Source organism: Pseudoalteromonas sp. P1-16-1b, from assembly GCF_001401785.1.
GTDB classification, from domain to species: Bacteria; Pseudomonadota; Gammaproteobacteria; order Enterobacterales; family Alteromonadaceae; genus Pseudoalteromonas; species Pseudoalteromonas undina.
Window position 1 is genome coordinate 12,677 of the sequence record NZ_LKGQ01000002.1, and the last position, 17,201, is coordinate 29,877.

The 17,201-nt window shown below is 40.0% G+C and carries 12 protein-coding genes; 7 read left to right on the forward strand and 5 right to left on the reverse strand.

What is annotated here, in order from left to right:
- Positions 1-4 precede the first annotated feature (4 nt).
- Together AN392_RS01465 and putA are read right to left on the reverse strand one after the other, a co-directional pair.
- Positions 5-1,201: an HD-GYP domain-containing protein gene (locus tag AN392_RS01465; RefSeq protein ID WP_055011623.1), complete on the reverse strand. Its 1,197-nt coding sequence runs from the start codon at positions 1,199-1,201 to the stop codon at positions 5-7.
- A gap of 109 nt (positions 1,202-1,310) precedes the next feature.
- The gene (putA, locus tag AN392_RS01470) at positions 1,311-5,114 is read right to left on the reverse strand and encodes a bifunctional proline dehydrogenase/L-glutamate gamma-semialdehyde dehydrogenase PutA (protein ID WP_010391062.1); all 3,804 of its coding nucleotides are present in this window, start codon (positions 5,112-5,114) and stop codon (positions 1,311-1,313) included.
- Positions 5,115-5,283: 169 nt separating this feature from the next.
- On the opposite strand from putA, the gene AN392_RS01475 reads away from it, so the two are divergent.
- Complete coding sequence (locus tag AN392_RS01475; RefSeq protein ID WP_010391063.1) at positions 5,284-5,766, forward strand: winged helix-turn-helix transcriptional regulator; 483 nt, start codon at positions 5,284-5,286, stop codon at positions 5,764-5,766.
- 87 nt (positions 5,767-5,853) lie between these two features.
- Here the strand turns inward: AN392_RS01475 and AN392_RS01480 are convergent, their stop codons facing one another.
- A complete protein-coding gene (locus tag AN392_RS01480) occupies positions 5,854-6,459 on the reverse strand; it encodes a TIGR04211 family SH3 domain-containing protein (RefSeq protein WP_055011624.1) in 606 nt (201 codons plus the stop codon).
- Between the two features lie 212 nt (positions 6,460-6,671).
- Between AN392_RS01480 and AN392_RS01485 the strand changes: the two genes are divergently transcribed.
- Together AN392_RS01485 and AN392_RS01490 are read left to right on the forward strand one after the other, a co-directional pair.
- Positions 6,672-8,192: a CYTH and CHAD domain-containing protein gene (locus AN392_RS01485; RefSeq protein ID WP_055011625.1), complete on the forward strand. Its 1,521-nt coding sequence runs from the start codon at positions 6,672-6,674 to the stop codon at positions 8,190-8,192.
- On the forward strand, positions 8,192-8,884 hold the full coding sequence (locus tag AN392_RS01490; protein ID WP_055011626.1) for an START domain-containing protein: 693 nt from the start codon (positions 8,192-8,194) through the stop codon (positions 8,882-8,884). The genes AN392_RS01485 and AN392_RS01490 overlap by 1 nt, the downstream gene beginning before the upstream one ends.
- Positions 8,885-8,930: 46 nt before the next feature.
- Here AN392_RS01490 and AN392_RS01495 read toward each other — a convergent pair whose 3' ends face one another.
- Positions 8,931-10,448: a S10 family peptidase gene (locus AN392_RS01495; protein ID WP_055011627.1), complete on the reverse strand. Its 1,518-nt coding sequence runs from the start codon at positions 10,446-10,448 to the stop codon at positions 8,931-8,933.
- Positions 10,449-10,753: 305 nt separating this feature from the next.
- On the opposite strand from AN392_RS01495, the gene AN392_RS01500 reads away from it, so the two are divergent.
- The 4 genes from AN392_RS01500 to mrcB all read left to right on the forward strand — a co-directional run bounded on the left by AN392_RS01500 (position 10,754) and on the right by mrcB (position 15,845).
- Positions 10,754-11,536: a response regulator gene (locus tag AN392_RS01500; RefSeq protein WP_055011628.1), complete on the forward strand. Its 783-nt coding sequence runs from the start codon at positions 10,754-10,756 to the stop codon at positions 11,534-11,536.
- Between the two features lie 257 nt (positions 11,537-11,793).
- Positions 11,794-12,132: a P-II family nitrogen regulator gene (locus AN392_RS01505; protein ID WP_010391070.1), complete on the forward strand. Its 339-nt coding sequence runs from the start codon at positions 11,794-11,796 to the stop codon at positions 12,130-12,132.
- Between the two features lie 9 nt (positions 12,133-12,141).
- Positions 12,142-13,371, forward strand: coding sequence for an ammonium transporter (locus tag AN392_RS01510; protein WP_054202014.1), 1,230 nt, complete (start codon positions 12,142-12,144; stop codon positions 13,369-13,371).
- A 140-nt stretch (positions 13,372-13,511) separates the two neighbouring features.
- Positions 13,512-15,845: a penicillin-binding protein 1B gene (gene mrcB, locus AN392_RS01515; protein ID WP_055011629.1), complete on the forward strand. Its 2,334-nt coding sequence runs from the start codon at positions 13,512-13,514 to the stop codon at positions 15,843-15,845.
- A gap of 65 nt (positions 15,846-15,910) precedes the next feature.
- Here mrcB and hemL read toward each other — a convergent pair whose 3' ends face one another.
- Positions 15,911-17,191, reverse strand: coding sequence for a glutamate-1-semialdehyde 2,1-aminomutase (gene hemL / locus AN392_RS01520; protein ID WP_055011630.1), 1,281 nt, complete (start codon positions 17,189-17,191; stop codon positions 15,911-15,913).
- Between the last annotated feature and the right edge of the window lie 10 nt (positions 17,192-17,201).

The window sequence follows — 17,201 nt, forward strand, 5'->3', positions numbered from 1 at the left end:
CCAATTAACTAAAGATAGAGTGCTTATAAAAGCCTTCTAAATCTATATTATACTCTTTGGGTTTTATTGCTGATTCAAGCGTGTCCTGCGTTCTTTTATTTGATAAGTCAACGTCTTGAACTTCAGTGTAACGCCCATGCTTTGCATTAAAAAACGTTTTTACTACTGGCTTTAATGGTGTTGCAGGATTGCTTTGAGTAACGAGTCCCACTTTTTGGCTAGAAAGTTTTACCAGTGTGCCCACAGGGTGAATACCAATGCACTGAATAAACTTATTAAGTAGCACTCCATCAAAGCTATCTGGGCAGCCTTGCTTTAAAATTTTAAATGCTCTAATTGGTTCCATACCTGCTTTATAAACCCGTTCAGCAGTTAATGCATCATAAACATCAACAATAGACGCCATGCGGACGTACTGGCTTATTTCATCGCCTTTTTTACCAAAGGGGTAGCCTTTGCCATCTAAGCGCTCGTGATGCATACCAGCAATATCTACGGCAATTCCCGTTAATCCTGCGTCTTCTAGTATTTCTTTGCTAAAGATCGCATGATTTTGCATCACTTTGAATTCTTCGTCACTGTAGCGGCCTGGTTTGTTGAGAATAGCATCAGGGATTTTTATTTTTCCCATATCATGCAAAAGGGCGCCGGTGGCCAGTTCTTCAATGATCGGTTTTTCAATACCGAGATGTTTAGCAAAAATACTCATCAAAATAGACACATTTATCGAGTGCTCTAACAGGTAGGCATCTTTTTGGCGCATTTGCGTGATGCACGCCAGCGCATCTTGATTTCTAAATACGGAGTCAATAAACCCACTAGCCAGTTCTTTAAAAGGCGCAACATCAACAGTGCGGCCAGACTCTATATCGCCAAACGCTTTGGTTTGCAGGTTTTTTGCTTCATCGTAAAGCTTTTTAGCTTTACTCATTTCTTGCTCAGCACTGTGGGTAATTAACCAAGGATCGCGTTTTTTGACTTCGTGCTGAGTAGGTAAGGTTGTTTGTGTTTCAGGTTCTTCAGAGGCGAGCATTTTATCAGGGTCGATTTCAACCTCTAAAATTCCTGATTTTATTAATTTATCAATTCCACTTTGAGTTTTAACCCAGCCTTGGTTTTTTATTCTAATGCTACCAGTTTGTTTAACAACTTTTTGTACAAACATACCAGGCTTAAGCTGTGAAGTTGGAATGGTTTTCAAAGTGAACTCTTATTAACAAGTATGATTAGAGAAAGTAACAAATAAATTCACATTTAGAAATAAAAAAGGCATCAATTTGATGCCTTTTTAATTAAATAATGATTATTTTCTATTCATCATCTTCAACAAGGGTCATCAAGGAGGTGTTACCGCCTGATGCCGTCGTGTCTATACTGATTGTTTTTTCAGTAATTAAGCGCTTAATTAGCGTGTCGTAATACTCAGAGCTGATCACTGGCAGTATAGCGCCTTTACGTTGTGCAAGCTGTTGGCTGAAGTAGCCTAAGCGAGAAGAACGTGCAGCAACTACCGCTCCGGCTAGATGAGGATGCGCTAATATCGCTTGTAACTGATTTGGTTTAGCTACTTGGAAAACACCTTCTGCAACGCCGGTTGCAATAAACTTATCTCTAAAAGCAACCGCTTCATCATAAAATATTTCAGATGCTACTGTTATTACCGTGTTACCAGCAGCAAGCGCGGTAATAATCGATAGTGCCCAAAAGTTAAATGAGGTGCTCTTATCTGCGTAACATACTACACAGCCGCGTGCTTCAAGGTGAAGTGTATTCGATTCACCCGTTGGCCCTGGCAATGTTGTATATTTACGCATGTGCTTTTCTAAGCGGTTTAACTGAGCACGTGCATCGGCAAGTGTTAACGCTAAATCGTCTGCAAGGTCATCAATAATTTCAACGGTTGCTACTTTCGCTAATAACTGACGCACCGCAGAAACACGGTCATTCAGTGGTGTTGCACGCCAAATTTTTTCATCGCGCATAGAGTTAACCATTAGCTTTTCTACTTGCTCATTTGCGCCACTGTAGTGGTGTAAATCAAGCTCGTCTGGCGTTAGGTTAGTCATTTGTACGTTATCTGGTGATGCTTTTTCTTTGATTAAGCGTTGTAGGTAGTTTGGTCCACCGGCTTTAGGGCCAGTACCTGATAGTCCACGGCCGCCAAAGGGTTGCACGCCAACAATCGCACCAATCATATTACGGTTTACGTAAACATTACCTGCGCGCGACATTTTAGCTAAGTGTTCACAGCGCTCTTCAATACGAGAATGAATACCCATTGTTAAGCCGTAACCGGTGTTGTTAATTTGGTCGACAACACTATCAAGCTCACTTGCTTTAAAGCGGATCACGTGTACACACGGGCCAAATACTTCACGCTTTAATACCGATAAGTCTTTGATTTCGTATAAACGTGGGGCAAAGAAAAACGCACCGTTTTCGCTGTTATCAGGGATTTTACACTCATAGTGAAGTGTTGCATTACCCTTTAGGTATTCAACATGGTCGTTGAGTGTTTTCAGCGCTTTTTCATCAATTACAGGGCCTACGTCTGTAGAGAGTAATGATGGGTCGCCAATGTGTAATTCAGCAAGCGCGCCCTTGAGCATGTCGATAATGCCATCAGCAACATCTTCTTGAATAAAGAGTACGCGTAATGCAGAACAACGTTGACCTGCACTTTGGAAACCAGAACTGATTACATCATCAACAACTTGCTCAGGCAGCGCTGTTGAGTCAACAATCATACAGTTTTGGCCGCCAGTTTCTGCAATTAAAGGCACCTGAATATCGTTACGTGCAGCTAATGTTTGCGAAATAAGCGTGCCCGTTTCAGTTGAACCTGTAAACATAACTGCTTGAATGCGCTCATCTGGCACAATGGTTTTACCTACTTCGCTACCGCGAGCAACCACAGGCTGTACAACGTGCTCAGGTAAACCAACAGAAAGCATTAATTCAATAGCGCGTAGAGCAATTAAGCTCGTCTGTTCTGCAGGTTTTGCAATTACTGTGTTACCCGTAACGATAGCAGCTGCAACTTGACCTAAGAAAATAGCGAGTGGGAAGTTCCATGGGCTGATACATAAAATCACACCACGAGCTTCAAAGCGCTCATCTTGAGCAAGCTCTTCAGCACGGGCTGCGTAGTAACGACAAAAATCAACCGCTTCGCGTACTTCATCAATACCATCTTGTGCCACTTTACCTGCTTCTTTAATACAGATAGCAACAAGCTCATCATGATGACGCTCTAAAATATCAGCAACGCGACGCAATAGATTAGCACGCTCTTTTACTGGTGTTTGTGACCATGATTCAAAAGCGGTTTCAGCATTGGCTAGCAACACTTTCATTTCATCGCTATTTTGTAATTTTACGTGGCCAATAATTTCTTTATGGTTTGCTGGATTTTTAACTGCCAGCGCGCCTTCTGGTACTTGGCTTTCTTCAATTAAGTGCTCTTCAAACCAAGTGTCTAAATTTTCTTTAAACGGGGTGATCACGTTAATATCAGTTAAATCCATACCTTTTGAGTTGGCACGTTCTTCACCGTATAAATCAATTGGCATTTTTATTTGCGTGTTGTATTTATTACGTAAACCTTGCAGCGTTTCAACAGGATCTGGTAATAATGCTTCAACCGGTTGAGTGGTATCTACAATGGCATTAACAAAAGATGAGTTAGCACCATTTTCTAGTAAACGACGAACAAGGTAAGCAAGTAAGTCTTCGTGCTGGCCTACTGGTGCGTATACACGACACTGGATTTTTTCTGCATTAACGATTTGGTCAAATAAAGATTCGCCCATACCGTGTAGACGTTGGAATTCAAAACCTTGGTTATCACCTTTAGCTACTTCTAAAATAGTTGCAGCAGTGTAGGCGTTGTGTGTTGCAAATTGCGGGTAAAGTACATCTCGTGCTTCAAGCATTTTAATCGCACATGCTTTGTATGACACATCAGTGGTTGCTTTACGGGTAAATACCGGGAAGAAGTCTAAACCATCTTGTTGTGTGGTTTTGATTTCGGTATCCCAGTATGCGCCTTTTACTAAACGCACCATCATTTTACGACCCACACGGGTTGCTAGGTCTGTTAGCCATTCAATAACAAAAATAGCGCGCTTTTGATACGCCTGAACCGCTAAGCCAAAACCTTGCCAATCGCCAAGGTCTTCATCGCTAAATACCGCTTCAATAACATCAAGAGAAATATCTAAACGGTCAGCTTCTTCAGCATCAACAGTAAACCCGATGTCGTATTTTTTAGCGGCAAGTGCAAGTTCTTTTAGTTTTGGAACGATTTCTTCCATCACGCGTTCTTTATGAGTAAATTCATAACGCGGATGAATAGCTGATAACTTTACAGAAATGCCCGGGCTTTTTATTGGACCACGGCCATTTGCTGCTTTACCAATAGAATGAATTGCATTCATGTAGCTGTCGAAGTAGCGCTTAGCATCTTTCATTGTGCGAGCGCCTTCGCCTAGCATATCGTAAGAATATACATAGCCTTTTTTCTCTGTATCGGCTGCACGTTCAATGGCCTCGTCAATAGTGCGGCCCATTACGAACTGTTTACCCATAATTTTCATGGCAAAGTTCACAGACTTACGAATAACAGGCTCGCCTAAACGACCAATGGTTTTTTTGAGCATACCAAATTGTTGCTCTTTCGTTTTGTCGTTATAGTTAACCATTTTACCGGTTACTAATAATCCCCAAGACGAAGCATTAACGAATAAAGAATCACTACTGCCTAAGTGAGAGCTCCAATCGCCATTTGCTAATTTATCACGTATTAATGTTTCTTGAGTTGCTTTATCAGGAACGCGAAGCAATGCTTCGGCTAAACACATTAATACCACACCCTCTTCACTCGATAGTGAAAATTCATTTAATAGCGCATCAACACCGCTTTGACCATCTTGGTCTTTACGAATGTTTAATACTATTTGGCGAGCTCTTTCCCATGCACGGCTTCGTGCTTTAACACCGACTTCTGCAAGTGGTAAAATGTGATCAATAACCGCATTCTCATCAATACGGTAAAAGTCACGGATCTTTTGTCTGATCGGACAAGTCGTTGTTAAATCGCCATTGAATAACATAAGCAACCCTCAGGAGTGTTAAGACTTAGGATAATTGTTAATTACCGCTAAATGTTGTTGGTGTAAAGCGTGCATTCTAATTAAAATCCAGCAGAATATGCTGGTTAATTTCGCCGTTTTACGATAATTTACAGGGCATATTATTAACTTATCCATATAAAATACTGATATGACTAATCCGAATAGATTACGCCTGCTTGATCGTATCGATATATCAATTTTAGACGTTTTGCAGCGCAATGGTAGAATTTCAAATGTTAACCTCGCAAAGCAGGTAAATTTAAGTCCTAGTCCCTGTTTAGATAGGGTTAAACGTTTAGAGCAAGAGGGTTATATTGAGGGGTATTTCGCTAAATTAAGTGAGGAAAAACTTAATCAAAGCCTAGTGGCCCATGTGCAGGTATCATTAGTTACTTCAAATACAGCCGTATTTAAAGTATTTCGTGAACACATTCTTAAAATTAAGCAGGTTGTTGAGTGTGATATGGTAGCGGGTGGTTATGACTATTTATTAAAAATTCGCGTTTCCAACATGGATGAATACAGAGAAGTATTAGGTGATTTGGTTGATATTCCGGGAGTGGGCACACACCACACTTACATGGTAATAGAAAAAATCAAACAAGACCCTGGGCTTCGTTTAGATATATAACGTAGATATTCTTTTAAGAAAAAACACAGCAGGCATAAAAAAAGCATCATATGATGCTTTTTTTATGCCTGCTGTATTAAGTTAAGCTTATGCCCAACCTTCATAGCGTTTTCTGCGTGATAACACGATAGTTAAGATAATTCCTAAGAACAAACCTAAAAATGCAATGGCTCCACCGTAAGTAAGTAACTGGCGTTTTTCTTTAGCACTGGTTGCTTGTTTTAGCTGTTGTTCTTGAGAAAGCTCACCTTGTAACTGACTAATTTGTGCTAATAGTTGCGCGTTTTGTTCGGTTAACTGTGCGTTTTGCTCTTGCAGCTCAGGTAACTCAACTTGCGCTTGACGAAGTCTATTTTGCATAGTGCTTATTTCATTATTGAGGGCTTGGTATTGTTGTTTTAAACCAGCTGATTCACTAATGAATTTAGCTTCTACCCAGCCTTCACGATCTTTATCATCTTTAACTTTTATAAAACCATTTTGTTCATCAGATAATAAAGTGAGTTGCGTACCTGCATCTATTGAACCAAGTAAACGATAGTCTTTACTGGCACCTGAGCGCATGAAAGTATACAAATTATCGATTATATAAGCTGTTTTAGCATTAGTCGGCAACGTTGATTGAGCTTCCTCTGCTTGGCTCATAAACGGGGCGGCTGTTAAAAGCAGCCATAGTAAACAGTGTTTTAGCATTTATCTACCTTGTTAATCTAGCAGTGTCCGTTGTGAACGTGATTTTTATTTCGCATAAGTATATAGATAGTATGGATTTAATAGTTTAATAGCAAGACAGATATTGTAACCAGAGCATTTTGCTTGTGTGTTTATGACTAAAAAATTTGCAATATAGGGCTGCTTTGTTTATTTTGAGCACTTATTAATTTTAAGGGTAATCCGCAAGCCTAATGGATACTGAGATAGAACTGAAATTTTTGGTATCAGATGACGTCATTCCACTGATCCCCTCACTAATTACTCAATTTGCAAAAACAGTCACAAACAAACCTTCTAAAAGTTTGCAAAATGCTTATTATGATACACCAAGCAGAGAGTTAAGAGCACTCGATATTGGCTTTAGAACGCGTTGTACAGACGAGCGCTGTGAGCAAACAATTAAGCTAGCTGGAGAAGTGGTAGGGGGCTTACATCAGCGCCCAGAGTACAATCTTCCAATAGAAACAAACCGACCAAATCTAATGGCGTTTGATTCATCAATTTGGCCTCACGGTATGCAAATTGATGCCATATCACAAAATCTATTCCCTATTTTTAGTACTAATTTTATTCGCCGTACGTGGTTAATAGAAACGCAAAATGGTGCCAAAATTGAAGTGGTATTAGATAAAGGTGAAATTGCTGCGTCAGGTAAGGTAGAAATCATCAGCGAGCTTGAAATCGAGCTGGTTGAAGGTAGTCGTGAGGAGCTATTTGCTTTTGCAGATATATTAGTGAGCCAAAACAGCATTCGTTTAGGGCTCTATTCAAAAGCAGCAAGAGGCTACCGCCTTGCGGATGACACGCCGCTTCAACCAAGTAAATCAATCGGCTTTGTGAAACTTAATAAGCAAGCCACTCAAGAGCAAGCCCTTATTCAAGCTATGGGGTTTGGTATTCGCTTTGTGCAAAAACACGAGCAATGCTATTTCGATAAGCCAAGTTTAAAAACATTAAAACGTGTAACCGACGGCATTAGCTTAATTCGCCACAACTTTTGGTTGTTTGACGATATTGTTAGTAAAGAAAGTACCGATCACCTCAGAACAGAGCTAAAGTGGTTATTAAGTGAATTAGCATGGGTTGAAAATGCAATTCAGTTAAAAACTTATACCTCTAAGCGCCATGCTTTTTATAAAAAAATAAATAGTGCTCCTGCGTTAACGCAAGTTATTAACGATTTAAAAGAGTTACAGCCGAGCATTGACGATATTTTTTCGCTTTTTCATAGTGCACGCTACAACCGTTTATTGCTGAGCTTAACAACGTGGCTGATAAATAAGCAGTGGCGTAAAGATTGGAGCCAAGCAGAGCTTCAAAATGCAGAGCAACCTATTGTAGATATTGCTCATCGCTTATTTGATAAAGATTGGAAAAACTTACACCGTTTACTCCCTAAAGAGCAAAGCTTAGCAGGCAATGATTACTTAAACTTTCGCACTCAATTAGAAAATAGCTTACTCAGTGGTAATTGTTTAGGCGCACTGTTTAATAAAGATGAGCGATTAGAATTTAGGCTCCCTTGGCTGGATATTTCTCATGGGATGTATGAGTTAAGCACGCTTGATTATTTAAAACAGCTGTGTGGCGGGCAAGAAGATGCTCAACTGGCAAAAATACAACTATGGTTAGAGCAAAAATCTGACTTTTTAGTCAGTGCCATGGAGCAAAGTCGACATGCTTCATTTGATACAGAACCTTATTGGCTTTAATGACTAAGCACTTTTGTGGCCGGACTTTGCTGCAAAAGTGCATGATTTTTTCACTTTTGTGTTTTGCTACCAATGTGTGTTCACAGCCATCTTGGCAACTTTACGAAAGTAAACAAGGGGTAAGTGTTTATTTTCAGCGTTTAACTGACGATACCTTGAAAATGAAAGCTGAAACGGTGGTTAACAATGTCACCGCAGAGGATTTAGTTGCTTTACTTAGTGATACCGATACAGCCCCTAGCTGGATAGAAAACATTACTAAGGTCTCGTTACTCAAAAGTTTAAGCCCTTCAGAAAACTTAGTTTATAGTTATATTGATAGCCCGTGGCCTGTTAGCAATAGGGATGTGATTACTTATTCGTGCTATACAAGGGTGAGTTCGTTGCAAACGCAGCTTAGTATTCACGCGCGCCCAGATTTTTTACCTAAAACTAAAGGGGTAATAAGAATAAGCACCTTAAATGCAACGTGGTTGCTAACTCAGCAGGCGGAAAATTTACACATTAGTTATCAAGTGTATGCGTTACCAGGCGGCAAGATACCTACATGGTTAAATAATCGGGTCGCTTTAAAAAGCACCCTTAAGACTCTAATCAATTTAGCTGAAACACTTGCTACTAAGCAGTACACAGCGAAGTCAACCGTCATTCGTACTGGGGATTGCACACATGGCGAATTGCCGCAGTTATAAGCAAAAAAGTGACCTAAGAGGTCACTTTTTAGTGGGTAAAAGCTAATTAGTATTTAGCGGATTCACCGTCTTTGGGTAAAGACTGATTTATAAACTCGCGTAAATCGTTATTAGAGCTTTCTAAATCTGCGTGGCGTAGATACATCATATGGCCACTGCGGTAGCCTTTAAAGCTTAACCTATCTTGCATTTTACCACTTGGATCTAATTGCCACATAGTATATTTGGCATCAAAGTAATTGGTTGCACCGTCAAAGTAGCCCGCCTGAACCATTACATTTAAATAAGGGTTTTGAGCCATGGCTAAGCGTAAATTTTCACCGGTATTATTTCCGCTTCTATCCCATGGGTGAACGTTACCAAATAAGTTATATTTGATATCGGTTTTGTAATTAAGCTCTTCACGAAGATAATAGTTAATTGCAGGAGTGAAAGAGTGCAGCCATGATGTAAGCTCTGCCCAGTAATCTGGTGACTCACCGGCATCGCGTTTATCTATGCCTAAATAGCGCGAATCCAGTCGACCAACCATTTGTCCGCGTTCACGCAATAACTCTTTCCAAAAAAACTGTGTTGGAATATCTAAATTGTTTTGACTAACAAATGTTTCAGATAAACCCGCATATTCAGCCATTTTTTTAATAATACGACGTTTTTCGTCAGGCGCAATAAAGCCGCCTTTTGCAAGCGCAGGAATAAGCTCATTAACGGTAAACTGTTCAACTTCTGGTAATAGCTCGTCTAAATCTTTTGCTTGTAAATCGGCGTTTAATGCTTTGTGGTACCATGCAGTAGCTGCAAAGTAAGGTAGGCGGTTAGCTGCTTTTACTGGTCCGTCGCGTTTAATACCGATATCGGTAGGAGATACGAGTACAACACCGTTAATGTACATCCACTGACTATTTTGCAGCTCATGGGCTAAACCCGATACACGAGTAGTACCATAGCTTTCACCAATTAAAAACTTTGGAGAGCGCCAACGTTCATTGCGAGATACAAAAGTATTAAGCCATTCTGCAAGGTACTTTATATCGGCATTAACGCCAAAAAATAGCTCTTTTTGTTTATCTTTGGATAAAAGGTTACCGTCTTTATCTTCTACAACACGTGAATAACCTGTATTTACAGGATTTACATAAACGATATCCGCTACATCTAAAACCGAATAAGGGTTATCTTTTACACCATAAGGTTGAATTGGGTAGCCTTCGTCGTCAATTTTTAAAACGCGAGGGCCGGTGTAAGCTAAATGCATCCAAACTGATGCTGAACCAGGGCCACCATTAAATGAAATAAGTAATGGGCGCTTTGTTCTATCATCTACTTTATCGCGGGTGTAGTAAGTGTATTGAAGGGTTGCAATGGCATCACCCTTGTTATCCCATACTGGCTGTGTGCCTGTTGCTACCGTATAAGAAAATCGTTCGTTATTTATTTTTGCTTTGTGCTGAGTAACTACTTTACTGTCGATATCAATACGGCGTTGATTATCGGCAAACGTTGCACTCGTAAATGTAAGTGCAATTGCGGCAATGGGTAAAAATAGACTTCGACTAAATTTCATAACTAACCCTTTTTATTTTATGTACTGCAGTTATAGCGATATTTGAGTAAAAAACAAAAGTATTGAGACTAGCTGCCGATAATAATCGTTGAGTTTATGTAATTAAGATTAATCTCAACATAGCAAACGGGCGAAATATACTTGATGTGTATGCCATACTGTAAGTTTAAGGCGATTAAAGAATTTAATTATTAATTAAGTTTTTTAGGTTATTGGTCGCTTTAATTGTTTTTAAATGGATGCTTGAGAGTGATTTATTTTTAGGTTTATTACCATAAAGGGTGAACGTAAATGAAAGGGAGTTTATGCAACGGGTTTTAATTGTTGAAGATAATATAAGGGTACAACAGGTACTCAAACATATTGCTGCTCATTATCTTGATGTGCGGGTTGATTTAGCTCAGTCACTTACTCAATGTAAAAAGTTACTAAATCAAACTAGTTATTCGCTCGCGTTAGTTGATTTATCTGTTGGTGGGCAAATCGATACTGATATAACTCGCTTTACACTGTCGCAAGGTATCCCTACGTTGGTGATGACAACGCAAACAGATGAACATACACGTTTAAAAATGCTGGAATTAGGTATTATCGATTACGTCATTAAAGATAATCGCGACTCTTATCTTTACGCCATAAAATTTGTAGCACAGTTATTGCGTAACCAGGGGCGCAAAGCGCTGGTTGTAGATAATTCCTTATTGAGCAGTAGCTTGGTTAAGCAAATGCTCGAAAAACAATTGTTTGACGTCATTACTGTTGATAATAGTGCGCAAGCTCTTCATATACTTGAGCATGATCAGGCTATCAACTTAGTGATCACTGACCATAACTTATCAGGTATGAATGGTTTTGAATTAATTAGAGCTATTCGTAATATTAAAAGCCGTGAGCAATTGGCCATTATTGGTTTAGCTGATGTATATAGTTATGGCGTTGCTGCACGATTTATTAAATCAGGTGCGAATGACTTTTTAACTAAACCCTTTACCCATGAAGAGTTTCACTTTCGAGTGGTGCAAACTATGGAGTCAATATGGCTAAGTGATGCTAAAAAACCGGCTTTGTCTTTCTATGCGACAGAGTAACTTTAATCTTAAATACATTATCAATGTGTATTTGGCGAGAGTGTAACGGTTAGTTAAAGACGATTATTTGCGTATTTATCGACTCGCACCAATTCTGTATTTTGCTTAAAAAAAGCGCACCTAAATGGTGCGCTTTTTTGTTTTTTATATTATTTAATTTAATAACCCTCTGTTTTTATTTGTAATTTAAAGGTGGCACAAAGGTTGGATTGCATAGAGCAAATACAATAACAAGCTAGTGTCCTAAGGGGGCCTTTGTGAAAATGATCAGTGCAATAATAAAGCCATTCAAACTAGATGATGTGCGTGAAGCACTCGCTGATTTAGGCATCGAAGGAATGACCGTGGTTGACGTTAAGGGGTTTGGACGTCAAAGAGGTCATACAGAGTTATACCGTGGTGCAGAGTACCAAGTTGACTTTATACCTAAAATTAAACTTGAAATTGCCACTCGTAGTGAAAATTGCCAACGCGTTGTAGAAACCATTACCAAAGTTGCTGGAACGGGCAAAATTGGTGACGGCAAAATTTTTGTTTACGACTTAGATCAAATTGTCCGTATTCGTACTGGCGAACTTGATGATGATGCTATTTAAGGGGGCAACATGGAAAATACAATTATAGAGCTGAAGTTTTCGCTCGATACGTTTTACTTTTTAATCTCTGGCATCTTAGTTATGTGGATGGCAGCTGGTTTTGCAATGTTAGAAGCAGGTTTAGTGCGCTCAAAAAATACCACAGAAATTCTAACTAAAAATATCGCACTTTATTCTATCGCTTGTACTATGTTTTTGTTGGTCGGTTACAACATTATGTATGTAGACAACGTTGAAGGCGGAATAATTCCTTCATTTGGTGGCCTAATAGGTAGTCAAGCGGCAGACGCCGATCATTCACTAGAGTCTGATTTTTTCTTCCAGGTAGTATTTGTTGCAACGGCTATGTCTATTGTATCTGGCGCCGTAGCGGAGCGTATGAAGTTATGGGCTTTCTTAGTGTTTACAGTAGTACTTACAGGATTAATTTACCCAATTGAAGGTTACTGGACATGGGGTGGCGGCTTCCTATCTGAATTAGGCTTTGTTGATTTTGCAGGTTCTGCCATTGTCCATGCAACCGGTGCAGCTGCAGCGCTTGCGGGTGTAATTCTACTGGGTGCACGTAAAGGTAAATATGGTAAAAATGGTGAAATTTACCCAATTCCAGGTTCAAACTTGCCACTTGCTACATTGGGTACATTTATTTTATGGATGGGTTGGTTTGGCTTTAACGGTGGATCACAGTTATTAATTTCAGATAAAGAAAATGCAACTGCAGTAGGTCAAATACTACTTAACACCAATGCTGCTGCAGCTATGGGTGCAATATCAGCCTTGTTCTTATGTAAATTATTATGGGGTAAGGCAGATTTAACCATGGTACTTAATGGCGCACTTGCAGGCTTAGTGGTTATTACTGCAGATCCATTATCACCATCACCATTAATGGCGTGTTTATATGGCCTACTAGGTGGATCTTTGGTTGTACTAAGCATTGTGGCACTTGATAAAGTGAAAATTGACGACCCTGTAGGTGCCATCTCTGTGCATGGTGTATGTGGCATATTAGGTGTGGTATTAGTGCCGGTTACTAATGCCGAGGCTAACCTTGTGGCACAGTTAATTGGTTTACTATGTATCATTGGCTTTGTGTTTATCGCTTCATTCATTGTTTGGGCAGTCTTAAAACAAACCATGGGTATTCGTGTTACCGAAGAGGAAGAGCTAAACGGTATGGATCAACATGATTGTGGTATTGATGCTTACCCAGAATTTGTTTCAGTAAGAAGTAATTAAAAGTAAAAGTATTGTGTGTTCAATCAAAGCCCTACTCAGTTAGGGCTTTTTTGATTTCAGGAAGGGTTAATTTTTCAGGTGTTAGAGTAATGTGATAAGCTCCTCGCGTTAAATCAACCTTTGGAATGTATTACACTTAAATGGCTGAAAAAAAGAAAACACCGACCAGTAAATCCTCGACTAAGCGTGCTACTAAGTCATCTAAAACATCAGCGCGAAAAAGTGCTGCAAAAAAAACCGCAAGTTCGGCTAAACGGCCATTTTTAAAAACTTTGTTTTCTATTTTTTGGAAACTGAGTCTGGCGACTTTCATCGCTGTAGCACTTTACTTTATTTATCTTGATGCAAAAATCACCCGCCAATTTGAAGGCAACAAATGGCAACTTCCAGCCCAAGTGTATGCGCGTTCAATGACGTTTTTTCCTGGGCAGTTTTTATCTGAGCAAGAAGTTTTATGGGAGCTTAAACGTTTAAATTACACGGCAGTTAATCGCTTGAGCCGCACAGGGCAATATATTAAAACAGCTAATAGTATTAAGATTTTTCGTCGTGATTTTGAATTTTATGATGGTTTAGAAAATGCTCATGTAATTGAATTACGTTTCTCTGGGGAAAAGGTTGTAAGTATTAAAGATAAATTCGGTCGTCGCTTAAACACTGCCAGATTAGAGCCTGTACAAATAGCCCGTATAGGTAATGACTCAAAACAAGACCGCGAATTTGTGCCATTAGATAAATTTCCTGACATGCTTAAAAATGCTTTGTTAGTGGTCGAAGACCGCGATTTTTATGATCACCACGGGGTATCGGTATTTTCTATTTTACGGGCTTTATATACCAATATTCGCGCAGGAAGAACCGTGCAAGGGGGCAGCACACTGACGCAACAGCTAGCTAAAAATATTTACCTTACCCGTGAACGTTCATTAGTACGTAAAATCAATGAAGCTTTTATTGCGCTTATTCTTGATTATCGTTATTCAAAAGATCAGATTCTCGAAGCCTATTTAAACGAAGTCTACCTAGGACAGTCTTATAACCAAGGAGTACATGGGATGGGGCTGGCTGCTGAGTTTTACTTTGCAAAACCCGTTGATGAACTTGAGTACGACCAAATTGCCCTGCTGGTGGCCATGGTTAAAGGCCCTTCTTATTATAACCCTAGACGTTATAAAGAACGTGCTATGGAGCGTCGTGACTTAGTGTTGCGTTTAATGGTCGATAACAAACTTATTTCCACTAAAGAGTATCGAGCCTCGTTAAAGCGCGCAATTGATATTGCGCCAATGAAAGCCAGCTTACAAAAGTCTTACCCAGGTTACTTAGAGTTGGTTAATCGCGAGTTGAAACAGCTGCTACCTGATCAAGAAGTATTAGATGCAGGGGTGCGCGTATTTACCTACTTCGACTTGCAAAAACAAACCGCAATGGAAGAATCGATTAAGGCCAGTTTACCTTATTTGGAAAGGCGTCCAAATACCAAAGAATTAGAAGCGGCGATGATCTCCGTTAATGTTGAAAAAGCTGGTGTATCAGCGTTAGTCTCTGGACGTGATGTGCGCTATTCAGGCTTTAACCGCGTACTTGATACCAAGCGCAATATTGGCTCATTAGTTAAACCGGCAGTGTATTTAAGTGCACTGCAGCTTCCTCATTATAATTTAGCGACGTTGCTTGATGATTCACCCGTGCAAGTCACCAACGAAGAGGGAAAAGTATGGCAGCCAGAAAACTTTGATCATCAATATCGAGGTGCCGTGCCTCTTTATAAAGCATTCAGCCACAGCATTAATATTCCGGCAGTTAACTTAGGGCTTGATGTTGGGGTTGATAAAGTTGCTAATACACTCAGAGGACTAGGTGCTAAAGGCCATATTAATGAATATCCGTCGCTGCTATTAGGGGCTATTGAAATGTCGAGTTTTGAAGTGGCTCAGCTTTATACCACAATTGCTGCTGATGGCGAATACAGAGAGCTGACGTCTATCTCGGCATTAACCGACTCTGTTGGTAAAGTACTTTATAAGCATAAAGTGAGTAACGAACAACGCTTTGATAAAGATGCCATGTACATGACCAAATACGCTATGAAGCGAGTAACTAAAGATGGCACCGCTAAACGCTTAAATTTACATTTTCCGTCGATTCAGCTCGCAGGTAAAACAGGTACTAGTAACGAATTACGCGACAGCTGGTTTGCTGGGTTTGATCAAAATACAGTGACGGTTGCATGGTTAGGTCGTGATGATAATAAAAGTACTGGCTTAACCGGCAGTGTCGGCGCGCTTGAAACCTATATTCGTTATTTAAAACCCTTAAACCCGCAAGCAATTGCCGATACCCGTCCACCTTCAATTCGGTGGGCATTTGTAAACGAGCAAACCGGGAAGCAAGCACCACCAGGGTGTGGCAAAGTGATTCAATTACCGCTTAGGGCCAGTGAGTTTAAACCAAGGCCCCAATGTATTCGCTAAGTAATAAAAACAAAAAAAGCCCGAAAGGGCTTTTTTTATGGGTAAGCGATCTTATGAGCTAAACGTTATAGTTTAGCAAAAGCGCGCTCTGCCGCTTCAATCGTTGCCTGAACTTCTTGCTCTGTATGCGCAGCACAAACAAAACCAGCTTCAAACGCTGAAGGCGCTAAATAAACACCTTCTTCAAGCATTAAGTGGAAGAACTTTTTAAAGCGCTCTAAATCACATTCAGTAGCTTGTTGGTAAGTCGTTACTTTTTCTGCATCAGTAAAGAAAAAGCCATACATGCCGCCAGCGTAGTTAGTAGTTAAGGCAATACCTACTTTTTTAGCTGCTGCTTCAAAGCCTTCACAAATCGCTTTACTAATGGCTTCTAGTTTTTCGTGAATGCCAGGTGCGCTAAGTAACTCAAGTGATTTTAAACCTGCAGCCATCGCAATTGGATTTCCTGACAGTGTACCTGCTTGATAAACAGGGCCTACAGGGGCTATGTAATCCATAATCTCTGTTTTACCACCAAATGCGCCAACTGGCATGCCACCACCAATTACTTTACCTAAACAGGTTAGGTCTGGCTTGATGTTGTAATAAGCTTGAGCGCCACCAAGGGCTACACGAAAACCTGTCATTACTTCGTCAAAAATAAGCACAGATTGGTACTGATCACAGACTTCACGCAGTCCTTCTAAAAAGCCAGGTACTGGTGGGATACAGTTCATGTTACCTGCAACTGGCTCAACAATAATACACGCGATTTCATCGGCGTATTTAGCAAAAATCGCTTTCACTTCTTCAATATTGTTAAACGAAACCGTAAGGGTGTGCTTAGCTAAATCTTCAGGAATGCCTGGAGAGTTAGGTACACCCATAGTTAATGCACCAGAGCCGGCTTTTACTAGCAGTGAATCTGCATGGCCGTGGTAACAACCCTCAAACTTTAAAATTTTGTCACGACCAGTAAAACCACGAGCTAAGCGAATTGCACTCATTGTTGCTTCAGTACCTGAGCTTACCATACGTACTTTTTCGATAGATGGGACTAGCTCTTTAACTTTTTCAGCCATTAAAATTTCAGCTTCGGTAGGTGCACCGTAGCTTAAACCATTTTCTACCGCATCATGCACTGCTTGTTTTATTTCAGGGTGATTGTGGCCCATAATCATTGGACCCCAAGAGCCCACATAATCAATGTAACGGTTGCCATCAGCATCAAATGTAAACGCGCCCTGTGCTTTAGTAATAAACAGCGGAGTACCACCTACACCATTAAAAGCACGCACTGGTGAATTTACGCCACCAGGAATAGAGTCTTGAGCTCGTTTAAATAAGTCTTGGCTAATTGTCATGAAAAATCCT

Coding starts and splice junctions, on each gene's coding strand:
- AN392_RS01495 (WP_055011627.1), bottom strand. CDS start 10,448: ATGAAATTTAGTCGAAGTCTATTTTTACCCATTGCCGCAATTGCACTT.
- putA (WP_010391062.1), bottom strand. CDS start 5,114: ATGTTATTCAATGGCGATTTAACAACGACTTGTCCGATCAGACAAAAG.
- mrcB (WP_055011629.1), top strand. CDS start 13,512: ATGGCTGAAAAAAAGAAAACACCGACCAGTAAATCCTCGACTAAGCGT.
- AN392_RS01500 (WP_055011628.1), top strand. CDS start 10,754: ATGCAACGGGTTTTAATTGTTGAAGATAATATAAGGGTACAACAGGTA.
- hemL (WP_055011630.1), bottom strand. CDS start 17,191: ATGACAATTAGCCAAGACTTATTTAAACGAGCTCAAGACTCTATTCCT.
- AN392_RS01510 (WP_054202014.1), top strand. CDS start 12,142: ATGGAAAATACAATTATAGAGCTGAAGTTTTCGCTCGATACGTTTTAC.
- AN392_RS01475 (WP_010391063.1), top strand. CDS start 5,284: ATGACTAATCCGAATAGATTACGCCTGCTTGATCGTATCGATATATCA.
- AN392_RS01485 (WP_055011625.1), top strand. CDS start 6,672: ATGGATACTGAGATAGAACTGAAATTTTTGGTATCAGATGACGTCATT.
- AN392_RS01480 (WP_055011624.1), bottom strand. CDS start 6,459: ATGCTAAAACACTGTTTACTATGGCTGCTTTTAACAGCCGCCCCGTTT.
- AN392_RS01490 (WP_055011626.1), top strand. CDS start 8,192: ATGACTAAGCACTTTTGTGGCCGGACTTTGCTGCAAAAGTGCATGATT.